At 59.2% G+C, this 21,890-nt stretch carries 18 protein-coding genes and 2 pseudogenes; 4 read left to right on the plus strand and 16 right to left on the minus strand.

Going from position 1 to position 21,890, the window contains the following annotated elements:
• The first annotated feature begins 7 nt into the window (after positions 1 to 7).
• Positions 8 to 970: a thioredoxin-disulfide reductase gene (gene trxB / locus AC6LJ2_RS16900; protein WP_054457922.1), complete on the plus strand. Its 963-nt coding sequence runs from the start codon at positions 8 to 10 to the stop codon at positions 968 to 970.
• A gap of 337 nt (positions 971 to 1,307) precedes the next feature.
• Here the strand turns inward: trxB and AC6LJ2_RS16905 are convergent, their stop codons facing one another.
• The 4 genes from AC6LJ2_RS16905 to gcvA form a co-directional block, all read right to left on the minus strand.
• A complete protein-coding gene (locus AC6LJ2_RS16905) occupies positions 1,308 to 2,753 on the minus strand; it encodes an IS1182 family transposase (RefSeq protein ID WP_498151780.1) in 1,446 nt (481 codons plus the stop codon).
• Between the two features lie 106 nt (positions 2,754 to 2,859).
• Positions 2,860 to 3,243, minus strand: coding sequence for a c-type cytochrome (locus AC6LJ2_RS16910; RefSeq protein ID WP_082401261.1), 384 nt, complete (start codon positions 3,241 to 3,243; stop codon positions 2,860 to 2,862).
• Positions 3,244 to 3,431: 188 nt separating this feature from the next.
• Complete coding sequence (locus AC6LJ2_RS16915) at positions 3,432 to 3,836, minus strand: VOC family protein (RefSeq protein ID WP_082401260.1); 405 nt, start codon at positions 3,834 to 3,836, stop codon at positions 3,432 to 3,434.
• 95 nt (positions 3,837 to 3,931) lie between these two features.
• Complete coding sequence (gcvA, locus tag AC6LJ2_RS16920; protein ID WP_054457920.1) at positions 3,932 to 4,843, minus strand: transcriptional regulator GcvA; 912 nt, start codon at positions 4,841 to 4,843, stop codon at positions 3,932 to 3,934.
• A gap of 116 nt (positions 4,844 to 4,959) precedes the next feature.
• Here gcvA and yfcF point away from each other — a divergent pair, with 116 nt between their 5' ends.
• Complete coding sequence (gene yfcF / locus AC6LJ2_RS16925; RefSeq protein WP_054457919.1) at positions 4,960 to 5,583, plus strand: glutathione transferase; 624 nt, start codon at positions 4,960 to 4,962, stop codon at positions 5,581 to 5,583.
• A gap of 359 nt (positions 5,584 to 5,942) precedes the next feature.
• On the opposite strand, the gene AC6LJ2_RS16930 is transcribed toward yfcF, so the two are convergent.
• The 11 genes and pseudogenes from AC6LJ2_RS16930 to AC6LJ2_RS16980 all read right to left on the minus strand — a co-directional run bounded on the left by AC6LJ2_RS16930 (position 5,943) and on the right by AC6LJ2_RS16980 (position 15,376).
• The gene (locus AC6LJ2_RS16930; RefSeq protein WP_156337449.1) at positions 5,943 to 6,323 is read right to left on the minus strand and encodes a hypothetical protein; all 381 of its coding nucleotides are present in this window, start codon (positions 6,321 to 6,323) and stop codon (positions 5,943 to 5,945) included.
• Between the two features lie 163 nt (positions 6,324 to 6,486).
• Positions 6,487 to 7,212, minus strand: a pseudogene (locus AC6LJ2_RS16935) (IS3 family transposase); the annotation flags it as partial.
• A 136-nt stretch (positions 7,213 to 7,348) separates the two neighbouring features.
• Complete coding sequence (locus tag AC6LJ2_RS16940) at positions 7,349 to 8,266, minus strand: hypothetical protein (RefSeq protein ID WP_054457916.1); 918 nt, start codon at positions 8,264 to 8,266, stop codon at positions 7,349 to 7,351.
• Positions 8,267 to 8,600: 334 nt separating this feature from the next.
• On the minus strand, positions 8,601 to 10,367 hold the full coding sequence (locus AC6LJ2_RS16945; RefSeq protein WP_054457915.1) for a GmrSD restriction endonuclease domain-containing protein: 1,767 nt from the start codon (positions 10,365 to 10,367) through the stop codon (positions 8,601 to 8,603).
• Positions 10,368 to 11,079: 712 nt separating this feature from the next.
• Positions 11,080 to 13,053 carry a DNA ligase D gene (gene ligD / locus AC6LJ2_RS16950; protein WP_258956300.1) on the minus strand — a complete coding sequence of 658 codons (1,974 nt, stop codon included), beginning with the start codon at positions 13,051 to 13,053 and terminating at the stop codon, positions 11,080 to 11,082.
• 19 nt (positions 13,054 to 13,072) lie between these two features.
• Positions 13,073 to 13,390, minus strand: a complete 318-nt coding sequence (locus AC6LJ2_RS16955; RefSeq protein WP_258956305.1) for a DNA polymerase ligase N-terminal domain-containing protein — start codon at positions 13,388 to 13,390, stop codon at positions 13,073 to 13,075.
• A 134-nt stretch (positions 13,391 to 13,524) separates the two neighbouring features.
• On the minus strand, positions 13,525 to 13,692 hold the full coding sequence (locus AC6LJ2_RS16960; RefSeq protein ID WP_082401259.1) for a DUF3606 domain-containing protein: 168 nt from the start codon (positions 13,690 to 13,692) through the stop codon (positions 13,525 to 13,527).
• A 222-nt stretch (positions 13,693 to 13,914) separates the two neighbouring features.
• Entirely contained in the window at positions 13,915 to 14,142 is a 228-nt protein-coding gene (locus tag AC6LJ2_RS16965; RefSeq protein WP_054457913.1) for a CrpP-related protein, read from the minus strand.
• Positions 14,143 to 14,230: 88 nt separating this feature from the next.
• A complete protein-coding gene (locus AC6LJ2_RS16970; protein ID WP_054457912.1) occupies positions 14,231 to 14,503 on the minus strand; it encodes a hypothetical protein in 273 nt (90 codons plus the stop codon).
• Positions 14,504 to 14,800: 297 nt separating this feature from the next.
• A pseudogene (locus AC6LJ2_RS16975) lies at positions 14,801 to 15,124 on the minus strand (SOS response-associated peptidase family protein); the annotation flags it as partial.
• A 30-nt stretch (positions 15,125 to 15,154) separates the two neighbouring features.
• Positions 15,155 to 15,376 carry an integrase core domain-containing protein gene (locus tag AC6LJ2_RS16980; RefSeq protein ID WP_082401256.1) on the minus strand — a complete coding sequence of 74 codons (222 nt, stop codon included), beginning with the start codon at positions 15,374 to 15,376 and terminating at the stop codon, positions 15,155 to 15,157.
• A gap of 377 nt (positions 15,377 to 15,753) precedes the next feature.
• Between AC6LJ2_RS16980 and AC6LJ2_RS16985 the strand changes: the two genes are divergently transcribed.
• Both AC6LJ2_RS16985 and AC6LJ2_RS16990 read left to right on the plus strand, forming a co-directional pair.
• Complete coding sequence (locus tag AC6LJ2_RS16985; RefSeq protein WP_054457900.1) at positions 15,754 to 17,103, plus strand: c-type cytochrome; 1,350 nt, start codon at positions 15,754 to 15,756, stop codon at positions 17,101 to 17,103.
• On the plus strand, positions 17,096 to 18,004 hold the full coding sequence (locus AC6LJ2_RS16990; RefSeq protein WP_054457899.1) for a c-type cytochrome: 909 nt from the start codon (positions 17,096 to 17,098) through the stop codon (positions 18,002 to 18,004). The genes AC6LJ2_RS16985 and AC6LJ2_RS16990 overlap by 8 nt, the downstream gene beginning before the upstream one ends.
• 371 nt (positions 18,005 to 18,375) lie before the next feature.
• Here the strand turns inward: AC6LJ2_RS16990 and AC6LJ2_RS16995 are convergent, their stop codons facing one another.
• Complete coding sequence (locus AC6LJ2_RS16995) at positions 18,376 to 21,828, minus strand: pyruvate carboxylase (protein WP_054457898.1); 3,453 nt, start codon at positions 21,826 to 21,828, stop codon at positions 18,376 to 18,378.
• Positions 21,829 to 21,890 lie beyond the last annotated feature (62 nt).

Consider the following 21,890-nt stretch of genomic DNA (forward strand, 5'->3'; position numbering starts at 1 on the left):
ACTCATCATGAACGACGGTATGAAGAACCATCGAAAGCTGATTATTTTGGGCTCGGGTCCCGCAGGCTGGACTGCTGCGGTCTACGCGGCCCGTGCCAACCTGAAGCCACTGCTGATTACGGGCTTGCAGCCGGGCGGGCAGTTGACGACCACCACCGAGGTCGACAATTGGCCTGGCGATATGCATGGCCTGACGGGTCCGGATCTGATGGCCCGTATGCAAAGCCATGCCGAGCGCTTTGAGACCGAGGTGGTCTTTGACCACATCCATACCGCGGATTTGGCACAGCGCCCGTTCAAGCTTACAGGCGACAGCGGCGAGTACACCGCTGATGCGCTGATCATATCTACCGGCGCGACCGCCAAGTATCTGGGCCTCCCGTCGGAGGAGGCATTCATGGGGCGCGGCGTTTCGGCCTGCGCGACGTGCGATGGGTTCTTCTATCGCGGGCAAGACGTGGTGGTAGTAGGCGGTGGCAACACGGCGGTCGAAGAAGCGCTGTACTTGGCCAACATCGCCCGTAAGGTCTACCTGGTACACCGACGCGACAGGCTCAAGGCGGAGAAGATTACTCAGAACAAGCTACTCAAGAAAGTCGTCGAAGGCAAGGTAGAGATGGTGTGGAACCACGAGGTTAGCGAAGTGCTTGGCAACGACGCGGGTGTGACGGGAGTTCGCATCAAATCTGTGCAGGATGGCAGTAGTCGCGATATCGACGCTCATGGGCTCTTCGTGGCGATTGGCCACAGTCCTAATACCAGCTTGTTTGACGGCCAATTGGCCATGAACAACGGATACTTGGAAATCAGCTCTGGCCTGCGCGGCAATGCGACTCAGACATCCATTGAGGGCGTCTTCGCCGCTGGGGACGTGGCCGACCAGCACTACCGTCAGGCGATTACCTCCGCCGGCTTCGGGTCGATGGCGGCGTTGGATGCCGAGCGGTTTCTGGATGGTCATTCAGCATAGATGATTGGCCGGAATATTCCATGGTGGTAATGGGCGGCGCAGCGGCGCCCGCCAACTATCAAGGCCCGGCAAGGATCGAGCCCGGCGAGAGAGAGGTGGTCGCGTTCATCGTGCGTCCTGTGTCAGGTTGCACTTGGCCGGCTCGGCCACCCGTTAGGAATGACCGTTGTCGACCGAGGCTGTGTGGAAACGCTTTTCGTCCTGACTGCCACAGCGCAATCGCCTGGACCGCATCAACTTGGGCGGTATTCACTTCATTTTTCGATGCAGGGCTCACTCAAAGCCGTTTGGTCGGCCCGGATAGGGCCTGAGGTACGTTATTGGTCACAAGAAGGGCTCATCCCCCCATCGACAGCATCGCTTTCATCGTTTGCTGGAAGCCCAGGATGCGCAGGACCCGCTTGAGGTTATAGGCCAGTACATTCAAGCTCATTTCCGTGCTTACATTGCCCAAGCGACGAGTTAGGAAGTGCGTATAGCCCATCCAATGCTTGAACGTGCCGAACACATGTTCCACCGTGCGCCGCCGCACCTTCATCGCATCTGGCATTCGGTCTAGACGGCGCTGCGCCGCCTCAAGCACGGCCTCATGCTCCCATCGACTGATGCGCCGATACGCGCTAGGTGTGCATCGCTCCTTCATCGCGCATTGTGGGCAGGCACTACTCCAGTAGCGTCGCAATTGAAGACCATTCTCCTCCCGCGTAAACCGATGGATGGCGCGCTGGCCCGCAGGGCACTGGTACTCGTCGTCCTTCGCGATGTAAATGAAGTCCGAACGGTCGAAGCGGCCTTCGGCCTTGGCATTGGAAGTCGTCGGCTTGGGCAAGATCGCATCAATACCTGTCTCTGCACATGCCTTGATCTGAGGCGCGCTGTAGTAGCCGCGATCGGCAATCGCACGCAGTCGCTTCTTGCCCATCGCCTGCCGCGCGGCTTGTGTCATCGATGCCAATGAGTCCCTGTCGTGTCCTCGGTTCGTCACTTCGTGCGCGACGATCAGATGGTGCTTGGCTTCGACAACCATCTGCACGTTGTAGCCGACCATCCCCGAGCCCCGGCCGCTGGTGGCCATCGAGCGGGCATCCGGGTCGGTCACCGACAGTTGACCGTCTGGACTGTCTTTGAGCTTCTCCTTGACGTCATCAAGCGTGCGCATTTGTTTGCGCAGACGTTCGATCTTGTCATTGAGCCGATTGGTCCTGGCCTCGATCTCGACAGGTTGCGTTCGGTCGGCTGTGTCGAGCGCCGCCAGATAGCGATGGATGCTCTCCTCAATCTGCTGCTGACGTTTGTCTATCTTGGCAGCCGTGAAGTTCTTGTCGCGCGTGTTGACTGCCTTGAACTTGCTTCCATCAACGGCAACCAGGGCTTGGCTGAATAGCTTGAGATCTCGGCATACGGCAACAAACCGCCGGCAAACGTTGCGAATGCCCGAGCCATTGTCACGGCGAAAATCGGCGATGGTCTTGAAGTCTGGCGCCAGACGGCCGACGAGCCACATCAGTTCGACGTTGCGTTGGCACTCTCGCTCGAGTCGACGACTGGACTGGACCCGATTCAAGTAGCCGTAGATATAGATCTTCAGCAGCACGGCCGGGTGATACGACGGGCGGCCGGTAGCTGCTGGCGCCGCCTTCTCAAATCCCAGCGATTCCAAGTTGAGCTCGTCGACGAATGCGTCGATTATGCGCACCGGGTTGTCGTTGGCGATGAAGTCATCCAGGCATTCCGGGATCAACGCTACCTGCTGCCGGTCCTGACCTTCGATGAATCGGGGCATGTCGACTCCCGGGATCGAGATACCAAACTCTATCTAGATCTCCGTAGCGGCGTCAAAGAGTTTTCACACAGCCTCGACCCGAAGCGGTCAGGCGGTCAACGCGCCGTTATCGGCTCTTGGAAATCACCTCGCTCATGTACTTGTTCAAATCGCGAAAATCCTGAACGGTCCAGGAGTGCGGCGCCAGCTTTACGCCGTTCTCTCTCAACGTTCTCGGAATCAGGTCTCCGTTCGGACGAAGTATTACCGACGAGACAATGACGCCAGGATAATCATTGAGCCGCTTCTTGAACGCAGCAGTTGTGAGGTCAGGCGTGGGAGGGTTGCTTTTCTTAGCCAATGGCCCTGTGCCCTTGATATCTGCACCGTGGCACATCGCGCATCTCTGCGTGTAGAGGGTCTTCCCGTTGATGTTTTGAGCGAAGGATGGTGACGGTTGGGTCAAAACCAACGTTCCTAGCGTAGCGATGAGTAATTCTCTTGCTTTCATGGGCCCTGGCTTATTACGCAAATTGGCGGGGCGCCGAGTATAGACTTCTAAGCTAGGAATGGCTCGTCTTGGCCGCAAGCGACCGCTCGCCGGCCAGGACGAATCAAAACTCCGGTTTGCTCTGGAATCTCGCCTTTTCTCACAACGTCGGGCGGAAGCTGCCTCTTGAATTGCTACCTGGCCGATACTCAGTAATCTGCCGTCTCCGGGCAATGGCAAGCGACACCGTACTTGTTTCCGTCTGGATCGCGGAAATAGGCGCCATAGTAATTGGCGTGGTATTGCGGTCGTACGCCGGGTTGGCCTTCGCAGGTTCCGCCGTTCTCCAACGCGATTCGATGGGCCGCATCAACGACTGCCCGAGACTTTGCAGCAAAGGCAATCATCTGTCCATTTCCCGGGTGCTGCGGTAGGCCGTTGTATGGTCTGCTGATTACGAAAAAGGGGCGTGTGCCGCGTGTGTCATGCCAGCCAGCCCAGGGTATGTCGGCGTCGCAAAAGCGCATCTCCACCCCAAGACACTCCAGGACAGCGCGATAAAAACGCAGCGATCGCTCGAAGTCAGTCACACTCACGAAAATATGTGAAAACACGTTGGATCCTCTTGGAAAGCGGTGGGCGATACATGCGATCAACCGATATTAATGGGCACGTGCCGAAAACGGATGGTAGTTCTCAACCGCCCTGTTCAATCCACCGCTTGGCCAGTCTGCGTCTTGAAGATCGCGATTTCCTCCATCAACCATTGCCGAAACGCCTGTACGTGGGGTTTGTGTAGTGCTTCCGGCGGACAGGCGAGATAGTAGTGCGATGGGCTTTTGACCGCCACGTCAAACAGCCGCACCAGCTCACCCGAGGCAATCTCCTGCATCGCCACCACATGCCGCACCAGCGCAATGCCGTTCCCTGCCACGGCCGAACGGATCAGCATCGACAGATCTTGAAAGCGAACGCCTCCGGTGGGCTCGGCAAGCTTCAGATTCGCTGCCTGAAACCAAGGCAGCCAGGGCTCATCCGAGCGCAGAAGTTGCGCTGGTTTGAGCTGCCGTGGGGTGCTCGGCAGACGCCCCTGGTTGTAGCCAGGGCTTGCAACCGGGTAGTACGCGTCGCCCATCAGGCGCTCCACCGCCAAGCCGGGGTATTGACCCTGGCCAAAACGTATGCCCACATCAATACCGTCGCGCACCAAGTCCTGCAGCTGTCCGCTGGTCTGCAAAACCAACTCTGTGCACGGGTTCTGTTCAATAAATTTGCCAAGGCGCGGAGCCAGCCAGCGTGCGGCAAACGAAGGGATGGACGACACCGTGATTCGCTTTTGCCGGGTCTCTTCGCGTATCGCTTGGGTCGCCTGCACGATGTCCTGCAATGCGTTGCGCACCGTTTGCGCGAACTGCGCACCTTGCTGGGTGATCGTTAAACGCTTGCCATGACGGGTAAACAGGGCGACACCCAGGTCTTGCTCTAACGCCCTGACTTGGTGGCTGACCGCACCGTGGGTGACGTGGATTTCATCGGCGGCGCGGGAAAAGTTTTGATGCCGGGCGGCGGCCTCAAAGGCGCGCAAGGCCAGCAGATTGGGCAACCGTTGTAGATCTGACATGGGTTTATGTGAATTTATTTGGCAAGGGTGTCAAAGATAAATCGTTTTGCGCACGCCGGCCGCACCCATAGACTTCACCTACGATTTATCTTTGGAATCCTCCCGTGCCGCAGAACATGCCGACCCTATTTGTTGACCACCAGTTCACCAGCCCCTACGCGCTCTCCGTGTACGTCACCTTGCTTGAGAAAGGCATTGCGTTCTCCACCGAACGTGTTGACCTGGCTGCTCGGCAACACCTGCAAGCCGCGTATCGTCAGCAGTCCCTGACGGCCCGGGTGCCCATGCTGGTGCACGAGGGTTTCACTTTGTCGGAGTCCAGCGCCATCAGCGAATATCTGGAAGACGTTTTCGCACCGCCCGCGTATGCTGCAGTCTACCCACAAGACGCAAAATTGCGCGCCCGTGCCCGACAGGTCCAGGCCTGGCTGCGCAGCGATCTTATGCCTATTCGCAACGAGCGCGGAATGGACACTGTGTTCATCCAACCTACGGAGACGCCCTTGAGCGCCGCCGCGCGCGAAGCTGCTGACAAACTGTTCCAGGTGGCCGAGCAACTGCTGCCCGCGCGGGCTGCAAACCTTTTTGGCAGCTGGTGCATCGTGGATACCGAACTGGCGCTGATGCTCCACCGCTTGATCATGAACGGTGACGCCGTCCCTGAACGCCTCAAAGTCTATGCCGCCCAGCAGTGGCAGCGTCAAAGCGTGCAGCAGTGGGTGCGGCAGCAGCGCGTTTGATTGACGTTCCGAAATGTTTGCCTGCTGCTGCCCCCCGGTGGCGCGGGCAGCGCGAGCAGCGAGGCGGTCTACCCGAGGTGAACCGGCTGGGGCAGGAGACCTGTGACCCGGTGGCTAATACGGGTGCACCATCGCACGCAGGAGGTACCCGTCGCCAAGGACAGACATGAGGGGGCGATGCACGCCAGTCATGGTCGTTGCGCACCGTGGCCACGATCCAATTGTCTTGCTTCAGCTCCTGTCAAACACCCCGCAGGCGACCGAGATTAGTTGTGGCTTTCACTTTTGGCACTAACGAGATAGGCACGGAACGGCCGCTTCTGGCCGTGAGGCGCCCTTGATGACTGGCCAATGACGACTCATAGTGGCCGCTTAGCCACCTGGAAGTGAGAGCGAACCGCCTCGATTTCTCCCGAAGCTAGGAGTTCCCATAACAGGACTGCTTTCTCCTGCGGAAGCGCTTCAACCTCTCTCATTGGGCACAATTCCGTCTCGTACTCCTGATCGGCCCACTCGGTCAAGCGTGCAATCCCACCACGTGTAATTTGAAGCTCGTACATTGGCCCTTCGTCATAGCCGTATCGCAGCGAGCCATCCCCGTGTTCTTCGTAGTCGCCTTCAGTCATGCCCAGCAAGGTTTCTTCGTATAGCTCTCTTACGGCTACCGCGATCTCGTCCCGCGTTGGCATTCCTATTTCCTCGCCGTATCTGCGCAGCAGATAGCACCATGGATTACTCATACAAATCCCTTTCGCGTTTTATTTTTGAGCCTGTGTGACGATATTAGGCGATGGTCGGTTTCTGGCCGGTCGCCGCCCTCCGACGCGCGACAGGCGACTTCCGACCCTGAGCAGATATCTACGGTAATCCCCCCATTTTTAGCGATTGGCAGAAGTAGGAACGCTACGCGGCCATGGCTAACCGCTGTTTTGGGGTAAATCCGCCCAGAGCCATATTTGGGCGCTCGTGATTGTAGGACCACATCCATTGTGTGGCGACGCGCTGTACGTGTTCCAGATCTTCCCAGTGATATTGGGACAGCCATTCGTAGCGCACGGTCCTGTTGAACCGTTCGACGTAGGCATTCTGTTGTGGCTTGCCCGGCTGGATATATTCGAGCTTTATGCCCCATGCCCCGGCCCAGTCGACAATTGCCGCGCTCAGGTATTCGGGCCCGTTATCGCACCGAATGGCCAAGGGCTTTCCCCGCCAGCCGATGATCTGCTTGAGCGTGCGGATCACGCACTCGGATGGCAGCGAGAAGTCAACCTCAATGCCCAGCGCTTCGCGGTTGAAGTCGTCGATCACGTTGAACACGCGGATGCTGCGCCCATCGGCAAGCTGGTCATGCATGAAGTCCATCGACCATACCTGGTTCACGTTGGTCGGCACGGTCAGTGGCTCGGGCGTCTGCCGAATTAGCCGTTTACGCGGCTTGATCCGCAGGTTCAGTTCGAGCTCGCGATAGATCCGGTACACACGCTTATGGTTCCAGCCGAAGCCTCGAACATTGCGCAGATACAGGAAGCACAGACCAAAGCCCCAGTTGCGGTGGTTGTCTGTCAGACGTAGCAGCCAGTTGGCGATCTCCTCGTTCTCGGCGTCCGTCTTGGCGACATACCGATAGCATCCGTAAATCTCGACTTCTTCATGCGGTAGAACTCCTCAACGAGAAAATTCTACTTCTGACCTCATCACTTTTGCGGGGGGATTACCCCGATGAAATCGTCCCGAAATTCGGCACGGTAGATTAAAGAGTCGTCCGCTACCCCGCAACATGGAACAAGCTATCTAGTGTTTCGCCAGTATTATCAAGGTTGATGACCGCGAGACGCGTACTGGGTGCCTCCTCAAGTAACTTCAGCAGCTCCTGCGAATGCAAGTGCCAGAAGGTGTATTTCGAAATATCGCCAGTAATTCTCGGTGAAAAATCTGTCTCAGCCGCAATGGTCGCCGCTGTGATTGGCATCTCGGCCAGAGCAAAAGCCATTGTTGCGAGTGCACCACGATGGCGGCCGAGCTCGGAATATGGCTGGAACGCATACGGGTCTTCAAGGGTGCCCCCTAAGGCGGTTTCAATGGCCCGTATCGCTAAAGCGACCATTGTCTTTGGCACCAGGACGCCTCTTGCACGCGCGCAGAGAATATCAAAGGCAGGTTGCGCGACGCGTAAACACGCCAGGTCTTGTTTCTTTCTCATGCAAGCCATTCCGGTTGCAGCCGTTGACGCCGCGAACCGAGCGACGATGAAGCGTAGATCCACGCCGGGTTTGATTGCATCGAAGCACTTGATGAGCCAGTCCAAGGCCTGAAGATACCCCTTCTGTTCGGTCCACTCTGATTGCCTGATCGACACGAAAATCTCGTCTATTAGCGCAGCAAGTGGCTCTGGGATCCGGTAGCGTGCGACCAGCGTGGAGAAATCACCTGCCGGCGAACGAAGGAGGGTTGCGACGTTTCGGTCTGCGACAGGCAAGTGGTCCGATATGGAAGCGTCTTTGAGCTCTTTGAGGAGCGCTGCCTTCGCGCTCTCATCTCCCCCATACGCCATCGAAGCCAGGAACCGCTTCTGCTTCGCCTCTTTGGCTGCTTCCCTCTCTTCCCTGCTCCACGAAGCGTTGATCCCACTGATGACAGCTTCGGCGGAGACGCCCGCGCCGAATATGCGTTCCCATTCGCTCATTGTCTTCTATCTCTCTGTCAACTTTCGGCACCTATGTGGCGCCAGCAGTAAAGGAAGTGACCAAGACTATCTTCGAGAAGATAGCGCAGAGGCGCGGCTGGATTCCCCCCGGGCCGACTGATCGTTCGTGGCCGCGAGCCGCCGTTGCCGAAGGGCCGGGGACGGCCCGTTGCTGTCGTTCAAGCTCTCGCTTCCTACTTCTGCGATATTGGCAGCCCGATTGCTGCTCGACACGCATGCCACCTTCAGTCGGATAGGGCCAATAAAAAACAGGGGGCCTTGACTCCCAGTTCGTCCGGGTCTTATTGCCCCAACTGCCTTCGATTGTGACGAATCAGAAGCGTTGTGCAAGCCCCGCCACTTGCTTGGCGGTCGTTGCGATCTCAGTCGAGTCGCCGTTGCGCCAGTAGACATCTTCGCCATAGTACGAGAGCTCTTTCTGCGGCGGCACCGTGAATACGATCACCCCCAGCCCGTAGAACGAGTTGTAGTCGATGTGCGAAAGAATTGAGTCGCGAAGAGCTGGGGACAACGGCGATTTTTTTACCGCGTCCTTCCACTTTGTATAGTAGTCTTCGAGGGACAGCCCAAGCACTTTTGCTTCTCGCGCTACGCCGACTACATAGCGCTTACCGACTTTTTTTGGTTCGATGCCGTCTAACTGTTTGACCCTTGCCGCGTCGGCGTCTTTGTCGGTTACTCCAACCAAAACCTTCCCATCGCGCTGCGGGCCGTTGTTGGCGATGGCACACAAGGTTTTGAGCACTTTCTCAATCAACGCGTTATCAATTTTGCGGTCAATGCTGAGCATTAACATGCCCTGCTTCAATTCATAGTCAGACAGCTCGATTTCCGATCGGCGGATGGTTGACTCGATATCCACTGTCGCGTGGTTGCCGTAAATCAGTTTGACCACGTCAGCCTTGATGAAGCCGCCGGCAATCAGGCCCTTGACCGTGTCGATATTTTTACGCCGTTCGGCCGGCGAGGTAGCGGCTCGACTTGTGTCGATGCGATTGTACAGCCCCGTAAGAGCCTTCTTTACAGCCGACTGATCGGAGATGATCATGCCGTCTTTCACGGTCAACTCGTGAAAAGCAATGAGGATAATCGCGAAAACCGCTGGGAAGGCGTTGGTGGTTCCCTTCGTAAAGATAATGTTTCGGAGCTTTGCCGGGCCGTCCGCATTACAAACGGTGAGTATTTGGTCGAGACAGAACTTAAATTCTTGGGAAAACTTGTCGGCTCCGTATACCTCAAGCGCGTTGTTCACCCTCTCGCTCTCGGCGGTTGTCGAGTCGTAAACCGCATCTAGCGCATCCTTCGAGCGTTCAACCAGTTGACCGCCAACAATGCATGTTGCGATGTCAGCGATGCATTGCTCGTCCATGCTATCCCGCAGGTCTGTTGAGCGAAGCACGCCTTGCTCGACCCACACTACTTCGTCAGCCTTGACCTCGTAACCGTGCTTCACCATGGGTAGGTCGATGCTGATACTCGGCATCGACTTAAGAGGGAGTATGTCTGCAGAGGCGTCGCCGCGCACACTGCAGGCCATCAGTCGAACCATCTTTGAGAACTCGTTTTCGACGCCAGCCTGGCGGCGTTCCTGGTCGCTCAAACGATGTCCGTAAGTATTGATGCGTCCGAAGACATCATTCACCTCGTCGTCAGTCGCATTTCTCATGACCGAAAGTGCAAGCGTGTAGTCGAGAACGGCGCTTACATCCTTTTGGCTAATCCAGTTTTGACTGTCGGCGATGGAAAACAGACCAGCGTCAGCATGGGCCTTTGCGGTCGGAAAATGCTTCACGTCAAAATAATTACCATCCAGCGTTGAGAATCCGGTTTCAATAAACGAGACAATTGCATGTAACCGCTGGAGACCGTCGATGATTTCATAGCCATCTCCAGATTTCCGCTCGGCGATCAGGATCGCGGGAATCGGATACCGCTTTACGATCGACTCCACGAGGCGCTGTTTTTCTTCCAGCGTCCAAACCAGTTTTCGCTGATAGCGACGATTCACGAACAGCTTGTCCTCGCGAAACATCGCGTACACGGACTGGATCGACGTCGACTGGGATGCAAGTTCTGACATAGCGCCTCGAAGGGTAAAAAAGCGCATCTTAAGCTATCTAAAGACGTCAACGGGCAGTAGAACCACGATGTGCCCTGGTGCCTGTTCAGCCGCATACATCGGATACCGTTGAAATCAATGAGCCACCGGCAGCCTTCGCTGATGACGTGCGGCTTATCCCGTGGGCATGTGAACGTCCGTTGTCCGAGGGAGGCCTCAGTCTGAGTGTCTCTATGTGGCCAGCGGCCAACGGCGGTAGATGGCCGATAAGAGACCGCTTCTAGCCGAAATCAGACAGGTGCTCCGCCCGCAAATTAGCCAGTCAGTCGAATCCCTGGGGCAAACCGCCCCGACGGAGACGATCAAGAGCCAAATTAGTAAGCGCGGAGAGCACACTTGGACAGTTGTGCCACGTGTTTAGCCGCTAAACCATCAAGTCCAAAGACGTCCATCGACCCCGTGGATATGTGGATGATCGCTGCGCGACCACTCGGCTCGCTGCGCTCGGCCCATGGACAACCGCTGATGGACAAACGGTGGACAGGCTCCGCCTAACCACGCGCTTGACCACAGGGTGTGCCCACCGGCTTCCCGAGTTTCACCCACATACCCACCGGCTCCCATCAGCCAACCATTAGATACAGAACCTCAAAACAGCAGTGCTAATGATGCAGCATGGGCGTTCTGATGGCGAGCTAACCCTTTGTCCCCTCCGGGCTGTAGCCGATCGCATTCATCGCCTTACTAATCGTTTGGGGCGTGTAGTCGTCCCACGCTGAGTTGGCCACGTCAAGCCGATTCTGGATGTTTGAAATCGTCCATTGCGCGCACCAGTGACGTCGCCCAGCTCATCCCAAGACAATGGCACAGATACGCCCAGCCCGGGTCTAGCCCGTGCCGACCATGCGGCGGCGGTGGTGGCGCCGAAACCGTTGCGAAGATAGTCTACGAAGATCCTGCCCACGCGATTACTTGGACCGCTCTTGGCGACGAAAAGCTGGGGAAGTGTCCTGGCCAGGTGGCGCACCATGGCCGCCGAAAAGCCTTTTACAACGTTCCAGTCGTATTGCTTTCGCAATGGCACCACCACGTGGAGAGCCTTTCCACCACTGGTCTTCAGCCACCCCTCCAGGCCGAGTCCGTGCAGGAGGACGCGCACAAGCTGCGCAGCCTGCTGGACTGCTGGCCAGGACGCACCTTCACCGGGATCCAGGTCCAGGATCAGCCTGTCGGGCTTCTCGATCGCATTCTTCACAGCGTTCCACGTGTGAAATTCGATCACGTTCATCTGCGCGGCCGACATGACTGCGGCTGGCGTAGGCACTTCGAGCAGGGCGGGGTGGCCAGGATGAAGCCCCTCTGGCAAGGCGGTAACGCCCGAGATCGGGGCGTCAAGGTGCTTTTGAAAGAATAGCTGCCCTTGAATGCCGACCGGCGCACGCACGAAGGAGACAGGCCGGGCCTTCAAGTGCGTCACGAGCAGGGGCGCCACCAGGCCGTAGTAGCGTGCGAGGTCCAGCTTCGTCAGGCCGGTCGACGGGTCGATGACGCGATCCGGATTGGATAGCTTGCCAGACTTTGTTCGCATGGATGGTGGCCGCTGGGCCGGCGTTGACGGTGCCGGCGCCGGTGCCGGCGGCTTGGTCTTCGGTTCGACCGAGCTGGCCGGCATTACCCGCTCCCTGATAATCGCAGGTGCTGGCTTGTCCGTTCGAAGGCCGCGGAAGGTCGCGTGCCGGACATGCCCGCCCTCGGTCCATTCTGCGAACGACACCTCGCACACAAGGACTGGCGCTACCCACTGCACGTCCCGCAACGATTTCGGCTTTCCGGCGCTGAGAGGCGTTGCCTTCTGGTTCAGCGCGGTGAGCTTTTTGTGGAGATCCAAAAGACCACGGTCGTCAAAACCCGTGCCCACGCTGCCGGCATACCGCAGACCTCCCGCCGCCTCGTAGACGCCGAGCAGAAGGGCGCCGAACCCGACGCGGCCACCCTTTGGCGCGGTGTACCCCACGATGACGAACTCTTGCCGCTGGGCGCATTTGATCTTGATCCAATCGTCCGTGCGACTCGAGACATATCGAGCCGATTGGCGCTTGGCCATGATTCCCTCGAGTCCCATGCGGCATGCGGATGCGACCAGGTCCGCAGGAGCAGCGCTGAATGCCTCGCTAAACCGAATGTGATCGTCCTGGCCCGCCGCGACCAGCTGGGCAAGCAGCTCACGTCGTAGTTGCAGTGGCTCGCCGCGAATATCCCGTCCGGCAATGAAAGGCAGGTCGAAGGCGTAGTAGATGATGTTCGACGTGCGTTTTCCATCAAAGGCGTTCTGCAGCGCCTGGAAACTTGGCACGCCGTTATCGGCCAGTACGACGATTTCGCCATCGATCCACGCGGATGGAACGTGCATTTGCTGGATCGACGCCACCAGGTGGGGAACCTTTGCGCTCCAGTCGTGGCCATTTCGCGTGAACAGCTGTACCCGCGAACCTTCGACCCTGGCGAGCATCCGGTAGCCATCAAACTTGACTTCGTAAAGCCAATCATCTCCGTGCCTGGGAACGCCGTCGACCAAGGTGGCCAGTTGAGGTTTTAGGGAAGGTGGCAGATCTGCCTCGAGGCCGGGAAATTCTGATGCCGCGGCCGCTGCTCCGCTGTCGGAGCGGCCGGTCGCACGGGCTTTCCCAATTCGCCGCCGGGTCGCCATTGTTCAGTCCCGCTGCCCGTCAAGGGGCCGTGAAAATCAGCAGCCACGGAGGCCGCAGGACTGGCCCCCTGCCAGACATGCGGACGAGGGCCCAGCGACCGCGCAAAATGGCGCCCCGAAGCGTAAATCGTAGATGTCCCATCTCGTATCCGCTGGCGTCGCCCACCGGGTACCAGCAGCCCGTGTCCCACTCGTGCACCGGTTCCCCGCTGCGACGGAGTAATACACCGCGTCCTTTGCGACTCCTTCCAACGGCTGGACTAGGTGTCTGTTCCACCGCAATGCGTCTCGCCTGCGAGTCGAGCGGAACTCCGTTGATTACCGTCCACCGCTTCATGACGTCGCCGATTTCCAACTGAAGCTCAAATCGTTCGCGACGGATGAAGGATCGATAAACGACGAATCTGCGGCCGTTGTCCACGCTCTTGCTCCGTCACAACTGTCAGGAACGCTTGGTGCCGGTTTGTTTCTTCAGTGTTCCCGCACGGCCGATGCGGAGACGCCGATAGCTTGTACAACCTTCCGCCACTGGTCTTCCGTCACGCTAAACTCCTTGGTCCAGTAACGCAGCTCGTGGGCCTCGTTCACGTTGATACGCGACCGGTCCTGCGGACCCCGATTTTGCAGATTGTCCGACATGAAATTCTCCTCTCGTGTTGGACCCAAGCTCGCAGCAACTAGCGTGCCGACGGAGCGGCACGTCGGCATCGTTTAGCAGCTAAACACCATGGGGACATTTTGCGCGACGGCGTGGCTGGTGTTTAGCCGCTAAGCGCGCTGCAAGCATCTGCCAAAACGATAGCGCCCCATTTGGGGCGCTGTTTTGCTGGCCAGTTACTTGGACAGAAAGCAGCTGATCGGTCACCTCTTGGCGACTGGCACAGCAAACGGACTGGCGGATCGTTTGGCCGCGCGTTGCGCCGACTCTCTCTTCCAGCCCTCTTCCCAGGCATTCACTCGCTCAAGCCACTCGCCGGGAGCTTCTCCGGAGTGGCCTGGCATAGCGTCCGCCTTTAGATACGGGCAATTTAAGAGGCTCAAACCCTTGCGGGCTGCCTCCGCGCCCTCCTTCTGGATATCCTTGAGCATGACCTCGGTCTCCAAAAGTTGCGGGGGTCCAGTATGCCAATGAAACGGCGTTCGAATCAATGGTGCCACTGCACTGGGCGGGGTAGTCTTAGCGCGGCCTCATGCCGTAGCGCAGTTTGTCCGGGGCCTCCAGCAGCTCCCGGACCATCTCCTCCTGCTCGGCCACGCAGGGCTCAGCTGACAGTATCTCGAACCACTCGTCGTAAACCGGCGCCAGCACCCCGGACGGCAGTTTGAATCCACCGGACAATTGCGTGCGCAATATGAACGAGCGGTACCGCTTGACCTCCTGCAGGAGGGCCAGGAGATCGGCGTCACTGGCGCGCAGTTGGGCGATGCGAAGCGGAGGCTTGAACGGCATGAAGCTGTACTGCTGTATGAATATACAGTTTAAATAAGCCTAGCATCCGCGCCATAGAGCCCCTTTTCCAAGGGACAACTCCGGGCCACGGCCATGAGCGATCCCGAAGATTTGCGGCGTATGGATGATTACTATTGGGCGGGACCGCCTCGATGGACCATTTGCCGCATTTGGGTCGAGGGCCGCTATCAGCACGAGCTACGGCACAGCCGAGGGGACTCGGGGCGGCTGGTCGGCATGCGCGCATCGTTTGAAGCCGCGCTCGCCCTGTTTGACCACCAGCCGCGGTCTTGACCATCAGATTGGTGCGATGGCGTCCGGCAGCTGATACTTCGAGTTGCCGACTTCCTGTCGCACGGGATGCCAGGTGAAGGCGTCCTCGGGTACGCCTTCGTGGAGCAGATCGCGGGCATCGGCAGTCGAGATTGCTGGATCAGCCCAGCGCTGCGCGATCGCTGGCGGCAAGGCCACCGGACGCCTCGCGTGGATGTCCACCATCTCACCCTTCGTATCGTTGGTCACGATTGCAAAGCCATGTGCGGCATCCAATGGTGCACCAAGCGACCAGGCGGTCAGTGCGGCGAAGTAGAGCGGGCCATCGCCGTGTATGTAGTAAGGCTGCTTCTGACCTTCCCCCGTAAATTGGACAGTTCAAAACTGGAGAGTGGCTGCCTCTTTTGGTAGCACTGACCACTTTTGAACGTACTCACGCGGGGTCAGATGACCGAGTGAGCCGTGGGGTCGATGATGGTTGTAGTCGTCCTGCCAAGCTCGCAGTTTTTGCTGCAGGTCTTGCAGCGTGATGAATTCATGCACGTTAAGGAATTCATCACGCAGTCGACCGTTGAATCGGTCACGGGGGTGGCCAGCCACGCATCTCTCCTTGTGGGCGGGATGACGACTGTCGGCTCAGGGCCGTTGATAGCCAAATTTGCTAAGCGCTAGTTCACTAGGATGGGCGACTGCGCTTGATGGAGCGATTTGTATGTCGTGGGCGCTCCGGCGGTGCGCTTGGCCGTCAGCGACAGGCCTGGCGACCTCGAGATGGTATCGTGTTGAGAAGCGTCCCCAGCGTGGGTCGGCATCTGTCGTGCGCCTGCGTCCAACTTGCGAGAAATCAAACATGTCCTTGGAATATATTCCTTAGCGTAATAAGCATATTACTAAAAGGCTTAAAATCTCCACAAAAGCTTGGGCGGACGTACGAGCTCCGCGACGTGCTCGCTGCCCAGCGTATATGGAGAGTAGTAATGAGGAAGTTTGGGATCAAGGTCGTAGTGGGCATGCTGGTGGCGGCCGGTTTGGCCATCGGTGGTGCCCAGATTTTGACCGCGAAACGCAAAGTCGCCCCCACGGCAGTCGTCGACATCCACGACCGGCAACTGGTTGAAGCCGGCGCCTACATCGCGCGCACAGGCGACTGCGTGGCATGTCACAGCGTGCCCGGCAACAAGTCCTTTGCGGGCGGCCTGGCGATGCAGACGCCGGTCGGTACCATTTATTCGTCCAACATCACGCCCGATAAGCTGGCAGGCATCGGTGCCTACACCTACGCCGATTTCAAGAACGCCGTGCAGTACGGCATCCGCAAGGATGGCACACCCCTTTACCCGGCCATGCCGTACCCGTCGTACGCCATCATGCCGGACAAGGACGTCCAGGCGCTATACGCGTATTTTATGTCGCAGGTCGAACCCGCCAGCCAGCCCAGCGCCGACTCCACGATTCCATGGCCGCTGAACATGCGCTGGCCGATGGCTTGGTGGCAGTTGCTGTTTGCCGGCAAGCGCGATTTCGCGGCCCCGGCCGGCGCCGACGAAAAGCTTGTGCGTGGCGCCTACCTGGTGGAAGGGCCGGGCCATTGCGGCGCCTGTCACACCCCGCGCGGTTTGGCCTTTCAGGAAAAGGCGCTGTCCATGGCCGACGGCGACGCCTTCCTGACCGGCGCTGTGATTGACGGCTGGCGCGCTAAGAGCCTGCGTGGCGAGGCTCAGGGCCTGCAATCTTGGAGCGCCGACGACATCGTTCTGTTCCTGAAGACCGGGCGCACGGACAAGGTCGCCGCGTTCGGCGCCATGGCCGACGTGGTGGATCACAGCACCCGCTATTTCACTGACGGGGACCTGCGCAGCATCGCGGCCTATCTGAAGCAATTGCCCGCCGCGAGCGGCAAGCTGGTCACCTTACCGCCCAAGGCCGATAGCACCACTGCCGCCCTGCGCGACGGCCGCTACACCTCACGCGGCGCAGTAATCTACATGGAGCAATGCGTGGTCTGCCATCGGACGGACGGTCTAGGAATGCCGCGCATCTTCCCGGCCCTGGCGGGCAACTCGGCCATCTTCGCGCAGAACCCGCAGTCCATCATTCAAATCACGCTGGAAGGCGGCAAGATGCCGTCCAACGACCAGGATTTAATGGCGTTTGCGATGCCGGGCTTCAAGCACCTGAGCGATCAGGACGTGACCGACGTCATCAACTTCATCCGCACGGCATGGACGAACCAGGCTCCGCCGGTCGGCGAGCGCGACGTGGAGCGGACTCGCGAATTCTTGGCCAGCAAGAAGCCCAACATCGTTGCAGGAGGCAAGCATGAATAAGCGCACTCAAATCGCCGTCGTGCTGGCGGTGGCTCTTGCCGCTGGCGGTTGGATGGCGGCCAGCGCCGCGCCAGACTCGCCAACAGAGTTCGCCGCCCGCTCTACCTTCCCGGTGTTGGACAGGGACGGCAAGCGCCTGCCCGACTACACGATCCCGTCCGACACGCAGATCGCCAAGGCGCCCAATGCGGACCAAATCAACTACGGCAAGCGCCTGTTGAACGAAACGCGCCGGCTGCTGCCGCAGAACACGGGCGCCAGCATGAACTGCAACAGCTGTCACGTGCAAGAGGGCAAGAAGCCGATGGGCGCGCCTTATATCAACACCGTCAATTCCTTCCCGCAGTTCAACCCGCGCGCCAACCGCGTGGTATCGCTGGAGGACCGCATTAACGGCTGCTTCATGCGCTCGATGAACGGCAAGCCACTGGCCAAGGACTCGGTGGAAATGCAGGCGATGGTTGCCTACATGAAGTGGTTGGCGCAGGACGTGCCGCATGGTGCCAAGGTGCAGATCGATAACGCTTGGCCTATCGATACGAAGCTCGTGCCGGACCCGGTGCGCGGCAAGGGCTTGTACGCCACGCAGTGCGCGGCCTGTCACGGCGCCAATGGCGAAGGCAAGAAGGACCGCGAGGGTGATATCGTGTTCCCTCCCTTGTGGGGCGATGAGTCCTTCAACATCGGTGCGGGGCTGGCGCGAACCTACAAAGCCGCCGCCTTCATCCGCAACAGCATGCCGATGGGCGTGAACACGCATGGCAACTGGGGCGAGGGCGGCGTGCTGTCCGATCAGGACGCCGTGGATGTGGCCGAGTACTTCACGCACATGCCGCGCCCGGACTTCGCGGGCAAGGAGAAGGACTTCCCCAAAGGCAAGCCGAGGGACTCGCGCTATTAGCCGGAATGGGGGAGCGGCAATCCTACATGTGCTGGCCATACCGAATTTCGCGCAATTTGAGCCTTGATGTCGGTTCGTGCGCAGTGCGCAGAGGACCTTTGACCCGCGCTCAAAAGGACGATTGCGCAGGTCCTTGCACCTCGGTGTGGCCCAGTCCATGTCGCATTTGCCATTGGCCCGCGGTCGGGCCGAATTTGGCATAGCGGACCTTCCTATCGGGCTGGCGGATCAGATGGCTCTCTCGCTAGATGCCGCGCGCAAAAAAAATACTGGCCGGCTTGTTGAGTTTGACCTGCGCGCGGCATTGAGTTGGCTGCATGCAGCCCAAAAGAGCTGGGCTGGAACGAGAACGCACAAAAAAAGTCTGGCTCTCACTCCTCCAACGCCAGAAGCAAGTCCTGCGCGTCCACGCGATCGCCGACCGAGACCAGAATACCGCTAACTACCGCGTCTCGTTCGGCGCAAATTGCAGACTCCATCTTCATCGCTTCGATCGTGATCAAAGGCGTTCCCTTGGTGACTCGTTGTCCGACGCGAACGTCGATCGTGGATATCGAGCCTGGCATTGGGGCACCGACCTGCGTCCGGCTGCCGGATAGTGCCTTGGCGCGGACCTGACCCGCGGCTGCATCCTTTCCGCCACGCGTAATCAGCACTGGCCGCGGTTGGCCGTTCAGTTCGAAGAAAAGCCGTGTTTGCGCGGTGTCCTTCTCGTCAGAATGGCCGAAGAGGCGAACGATCAACGTTTTGCCCTGGTCGATATCCACGGCGAGCTCGTCCTGCTCGGACAATCCGTAGAAGAAGACCGGCGTCGGAATGACCGACACATCACCAAATTCGCGCCGATTCGCCATGTGATCGGAAAACAGTTTGGGATACATGAGCCAGCTCGCCAGATCGCTGTCGTCGATGTCGAATCCCGTCGCATCGGCCGCCAGCGCCCGCTCGGCTTCCAGATCGACCTCGGGCAGATGCGCGGCAGCGCGTCCTTCGATCGGCGATTTGCCTTTCAGTATCCTCTGCTGCAAGGCGGGCGGGAAGCCGTCTGCAGGGTAACCCAGTTCTCCGCGCATCATCGACACTACGGAATCAGGGAAGGATATATCTCGGTCGGCGTCTTGCACGTCCGAGGGGCTCAGATCGCTTGCGACCATGAACAACGCCATGTCGCCCACGACTTTGGATGAAGGCGTGACTTTGACAATATCGCCGAACATCAGATTCGCCTCTGCGTAGCTTCGGGCGATGTCGTCCCAGCGCGCTTCCAATCCCATGGAACGCGCCTGCTCGCGCAGATTGGTGTATTGGCCTCCGGGCATTTCGTGGCGGTAGACGTCAGAGGTTCCGCTGCGCATATCGGCCTCGAAGGGCGCGTAGTATCGGCGCACGCCTTCCCAGTATCTGGAGAATGGGGCAATTCGATCGTACGAGATGCCAGTGTCGTGCGCAGTGTCGGCAAGGCCGGCGACGATGGCGCCCAAGCTGGGCTGCGACGTTAGACCGCTCATCGCATCCATGGCGCCGTCGACGATGTCTGCACCGGCTTCGGCGGCGGCAAGCACACTCGCGACCGCGCCGCCACTCGTATCGTGCGTATGAAAGTGGATGGGCAGGCCGATTTCCTCTTTCAGCGCCCGGACCAGCGCGCGCGCGGCGGGCGGCCGGCAAACGCCCGCCATGTCCTTGATGCCGATGATGTGCGCGCCCGCGAGCTCCAGCTGTTTCGCCATGTCAACGTAGTAACGCAGCGCGTACTTGGGCCGGGATGCGTCGAAGATGTCTCCTGTGTAGCAGATCGTTCCTTCGCATAAGGCGCCGTTCTCGATCACCGCATCCATTGCGACCCGCATGTTGTCCATCCAGTTCAGCGAATCGAAGACGCGGAACAGGTCCACGCCTTCCTTGCAGGCTTGCCGGATGAAGTGGCGAACCACGTTGTCTGCGTAGTTCGTGTACCCCACGGCGTTGGAACCGCGCAAGAGCATCTGCAGAAGTGTGTTGGGCATTGCGGCGCGGAGCTTTCGCAACCGGTCCCAGGGGTCCTCCTTGAGAAACCGCAGCGCGACGTCGAAGGTTGCGCCGCCCCAGCATTCGAGCGAAAAGAGTTCGGGCAGGAGGCGCGCATAGTGGGGCGCCACCGCCACCATGTCGTACGTCCGCATGCGCGTTGCCAACAATGACTGATGCGCGTCTCGCATCGTCGTGTCGGTCAGCAGCGTGCGTGGCTGATCCCGTATCCACTGGACGAAGCGAGCAGCGCCTCCATCCAGAAACTCGTTTCGCGCGGCGCGCGGCGGTTGCGCATCCAGGTTGCAGGGGGGAACCACCGCCGTGGCCAACGGCTGCGCGGGCGTCGTCCTGCCTTTCATTTCGGGGTGGCCATTGACAACCACTCCGCCGATAAAGTTCAACAGGCGGGTCGCTCGATCCTTTCGGGGAGCAATTTCGAACAGCTCAGGACACGTATCCAGGAAGCGAGTCGTGCAATCGCCGCTTTTGAAGAGCGGGTGTCCGATCACGTTTTCCAGAAAAGCCAGGTTGGTCGCGACGCCGCGGATGCGGAATTCACGGAGGGCGCGGTCCATGCGTTGGCCGGCCTCCTCGGCGTCGTGGCCGCGGGCGGTAACTTTGACCAGGAGCGAGTCATAGTGGGGCGAAATGATCGCACCCGTATATGCCGTTCCGGCATCCAGCCTGATTCCAGCGCCGGATGCGCTGCGATAGGCCGTCAGACGGCCGTAGTCCGGAGCGAAATGTTTCTCGGGGTCTTCAGTGGTGATCCGGCACTGCAACGCATGACCGAGCAGGCGAATGTTCTGCTGATCGGGCAGGTAATCGTTTTCTCCAATGCGCGCTCCCTCGGTGACGCGGATCTGCGCTTTGACGATGTCCAGGCCGGTGACTTCCTCGGTGACGGTGTGTTCGACCTGGATGCGGGGATTCACCTCAATGAAATAGAAGCGCCCGGTCTCCGCGTCCATCAAGAACTCGACGGTTCCCGCATGGGTGTATTGCGCGCCGCGAGCGAGCTTCAGCGCGGCCTGGCACAATTCCTCACGTTGATACTTGTTGAGGTACGGTGCAGGAGCACGCTCGACCACTTTCTGATTGCGCCGCTGCACCGAGCAGTCACGTTCGTACAGGTGCACGACGTTTCCCGACAGGTCCGCGAGTATCTGCACTTCGACGTGGCGTGCCCGCTCGACGAGCTTTTCCAGATAGACCTCGCCATTTCCGAAGGCCGCCGCGGCCTCACGGCGGGCGGTGGCAATGGCGTCGAGCAGTTCGGATTCCTGGTTGATGGCACGCATGCCGCGGCCGCCTCCGCCCCAGCTTGCCTTCAACATCAGCGGGTAGCCGATGCCCCGTGCGAGTTCTCGACAGAGATCCGGATCGTCGGGAAGCGCACCGGTGGCGGGCACCACCGGCACGCCAAGGCGCTCGGCCAGCGCGCGTGCCGCGACCTTGTTTCCGAGCTCCCGCAACACTGCGGGCCGGGGGCCGATGAAGGCGATGCCTTCGTTTTCGCACGCTTGAGCGAATTCGGGATTCTCCGATAGGAAACCATACCCCGGGTGGATTGCGTCCGCGCCAGCCCGCTTTGCGATGGCGATGATCCCGACAATGTCGAGATAGGCTTCTATCGGCCGGCGCCCCTGGCCGACAAGGTAGCTTTCGTCGGCTTTGAACCGGTGCAATGCAAACCTGTCTTCGTTTGCATAGATCCCGATGTTCCGAATGCCCAGTTCGGCGGCGGCGCGCATGGCGCGAATGGCTATCTCGCCGCGGTTGGCGACGAGCATGCGTGATATCGGCTTCTTCATTTGCGTTTAGTCGTTGTGGAATCTGATTTCAGGCGGCACGGCTTTCGGCGGTCGGCCCAGGC

The sequence above is a fragment of the Achromobacter sp. 1014246743 genome (assembly GCF_059760725.1).

What these genes read in the sequence shown, in the direction of transcription:
- ligD (WP_258956300.1), bottom strand. Translation starts at nt 13,053, where the DNA reads ATGGCGACCCGGCGGCGAATTGGGAAAGCCCGTGCGACCGGCCGCTCC.
- AC6LJ2_RS16990 (WP_054457899.1), top strand. Translation starts at nt 17,096, where the DNA reads ATGAATAAGCGCACTCAAATCGCCGTCGTGCTGGCGGTGGCTCTTGCC.
- yfcF (WP_054457919.1), top strand. Translation starts at nt 4,960, where the DNA reads ATGCCGACCCTATTTGTTGACCACCAGTTCACCAGCCCCTACGCGCTC.
- AC6LJ2_RS16960 (WP_082401259.1), bottom strand. Translation starts at nt 13,692, where the DNA reads ATGTCGGACAATCTGCAAAATCGGGGTCCGCAGGACCGGTCGCGTATC.
- AC6LJ2_RS16930 (WP_156337449.1), bottom strand. Translation starts at nt 6,323, where the DNA reads ATGAGTAATCCATGGTGCTATCTGCTGCGCAGATACGGCGAGGAAATA.
- trxB (WP_054457922.1), top strand. Translation starts at nt 8, where the DNA reads ATGAACGACGGTATGAAGAACCATCGAAAGCTGATTATTTTGGGCTCG.
- AC6LJ2_RS16905 (WP_498151780.1), bottom strand. Translation starts at nt 2,753, where the DNA reads ATGCCCCGATTCATCGAAGGTCAGGACCGGCAGCAGGTAGCGTTGATC.
- AC6LJ2_RS16940 (WP_054457916.1), bottom strand. Translation starts at nt 8,266, where the DNA reads ATGAGCGAATGGGAACGCATATTCGGCGCGGGCGTCTCCGCCGAAGCT.
- AC6LJ2_RS16985 (WP_054457900.1), top strand. Translation starts at nt 15,754, where the DNA reads ATGAGGAAGTTTGGGATCAAGGTCGTAGTGGGCATGCTGGTGGCGGCC.
- AC6LJ2_RS16995 (WP_054457898.1), bottom strand. Translation starts at nt 21,828, where the DNA reads ATGAAGAAGCCGATATCACGCATGCTCGTCGCCAACCGCGGCGAGATA.
- AC6LJ2_RS16955 (WP_258956305.1), bottom strand. Translation starts at nt 13,390, where the DNA reads ATGAAGCGGTGGACGGTAATCAACGGAGTTCCGCTCGACTCGCAGGCG.
- AC6LJ2_RS16965 (WP_054457913.1), bottom strand. Translation starts at nt 14,142, where the DNA reads ATGCTCAAGGATATCCAGAAGGAGGGCGCGGAGGCAGCCCGCAAGGGT.
- gcvA (WP_054457920.1), bottom strand. Translation starts at nt 4,843, where the DNA reads ATGTCAGATCTACAACGGTTGCCCAATCTGCTGGCCTTGCGCGCCTTT.
- AC6LJ2_RS16945 (WP_054457915.1), bottom strand. Translation starts at nt 10,367, where the DNA reads ATGTCAGAACTTGCATCCCAGTCGACGTCGATCCAGTCCGTGTACGCG.
- AC6LJ2_RS16910 (WP_082401261.1), bottom strand. Translation starts at nt 3,243, where the DNA reads ATGAAAGCAAGAGAATTACTCATCGCTACGCTAGGAACGTTGGTTTTG.
- AC6LJ2_RS16970 (WP_054457912.1), bottom strand. Translation starts at nt 14,503, where the DNA reads ATGCCGTTCAAGCCTCCGCTTCGCATCGCCCAACTGCGCGCCAGTGAC.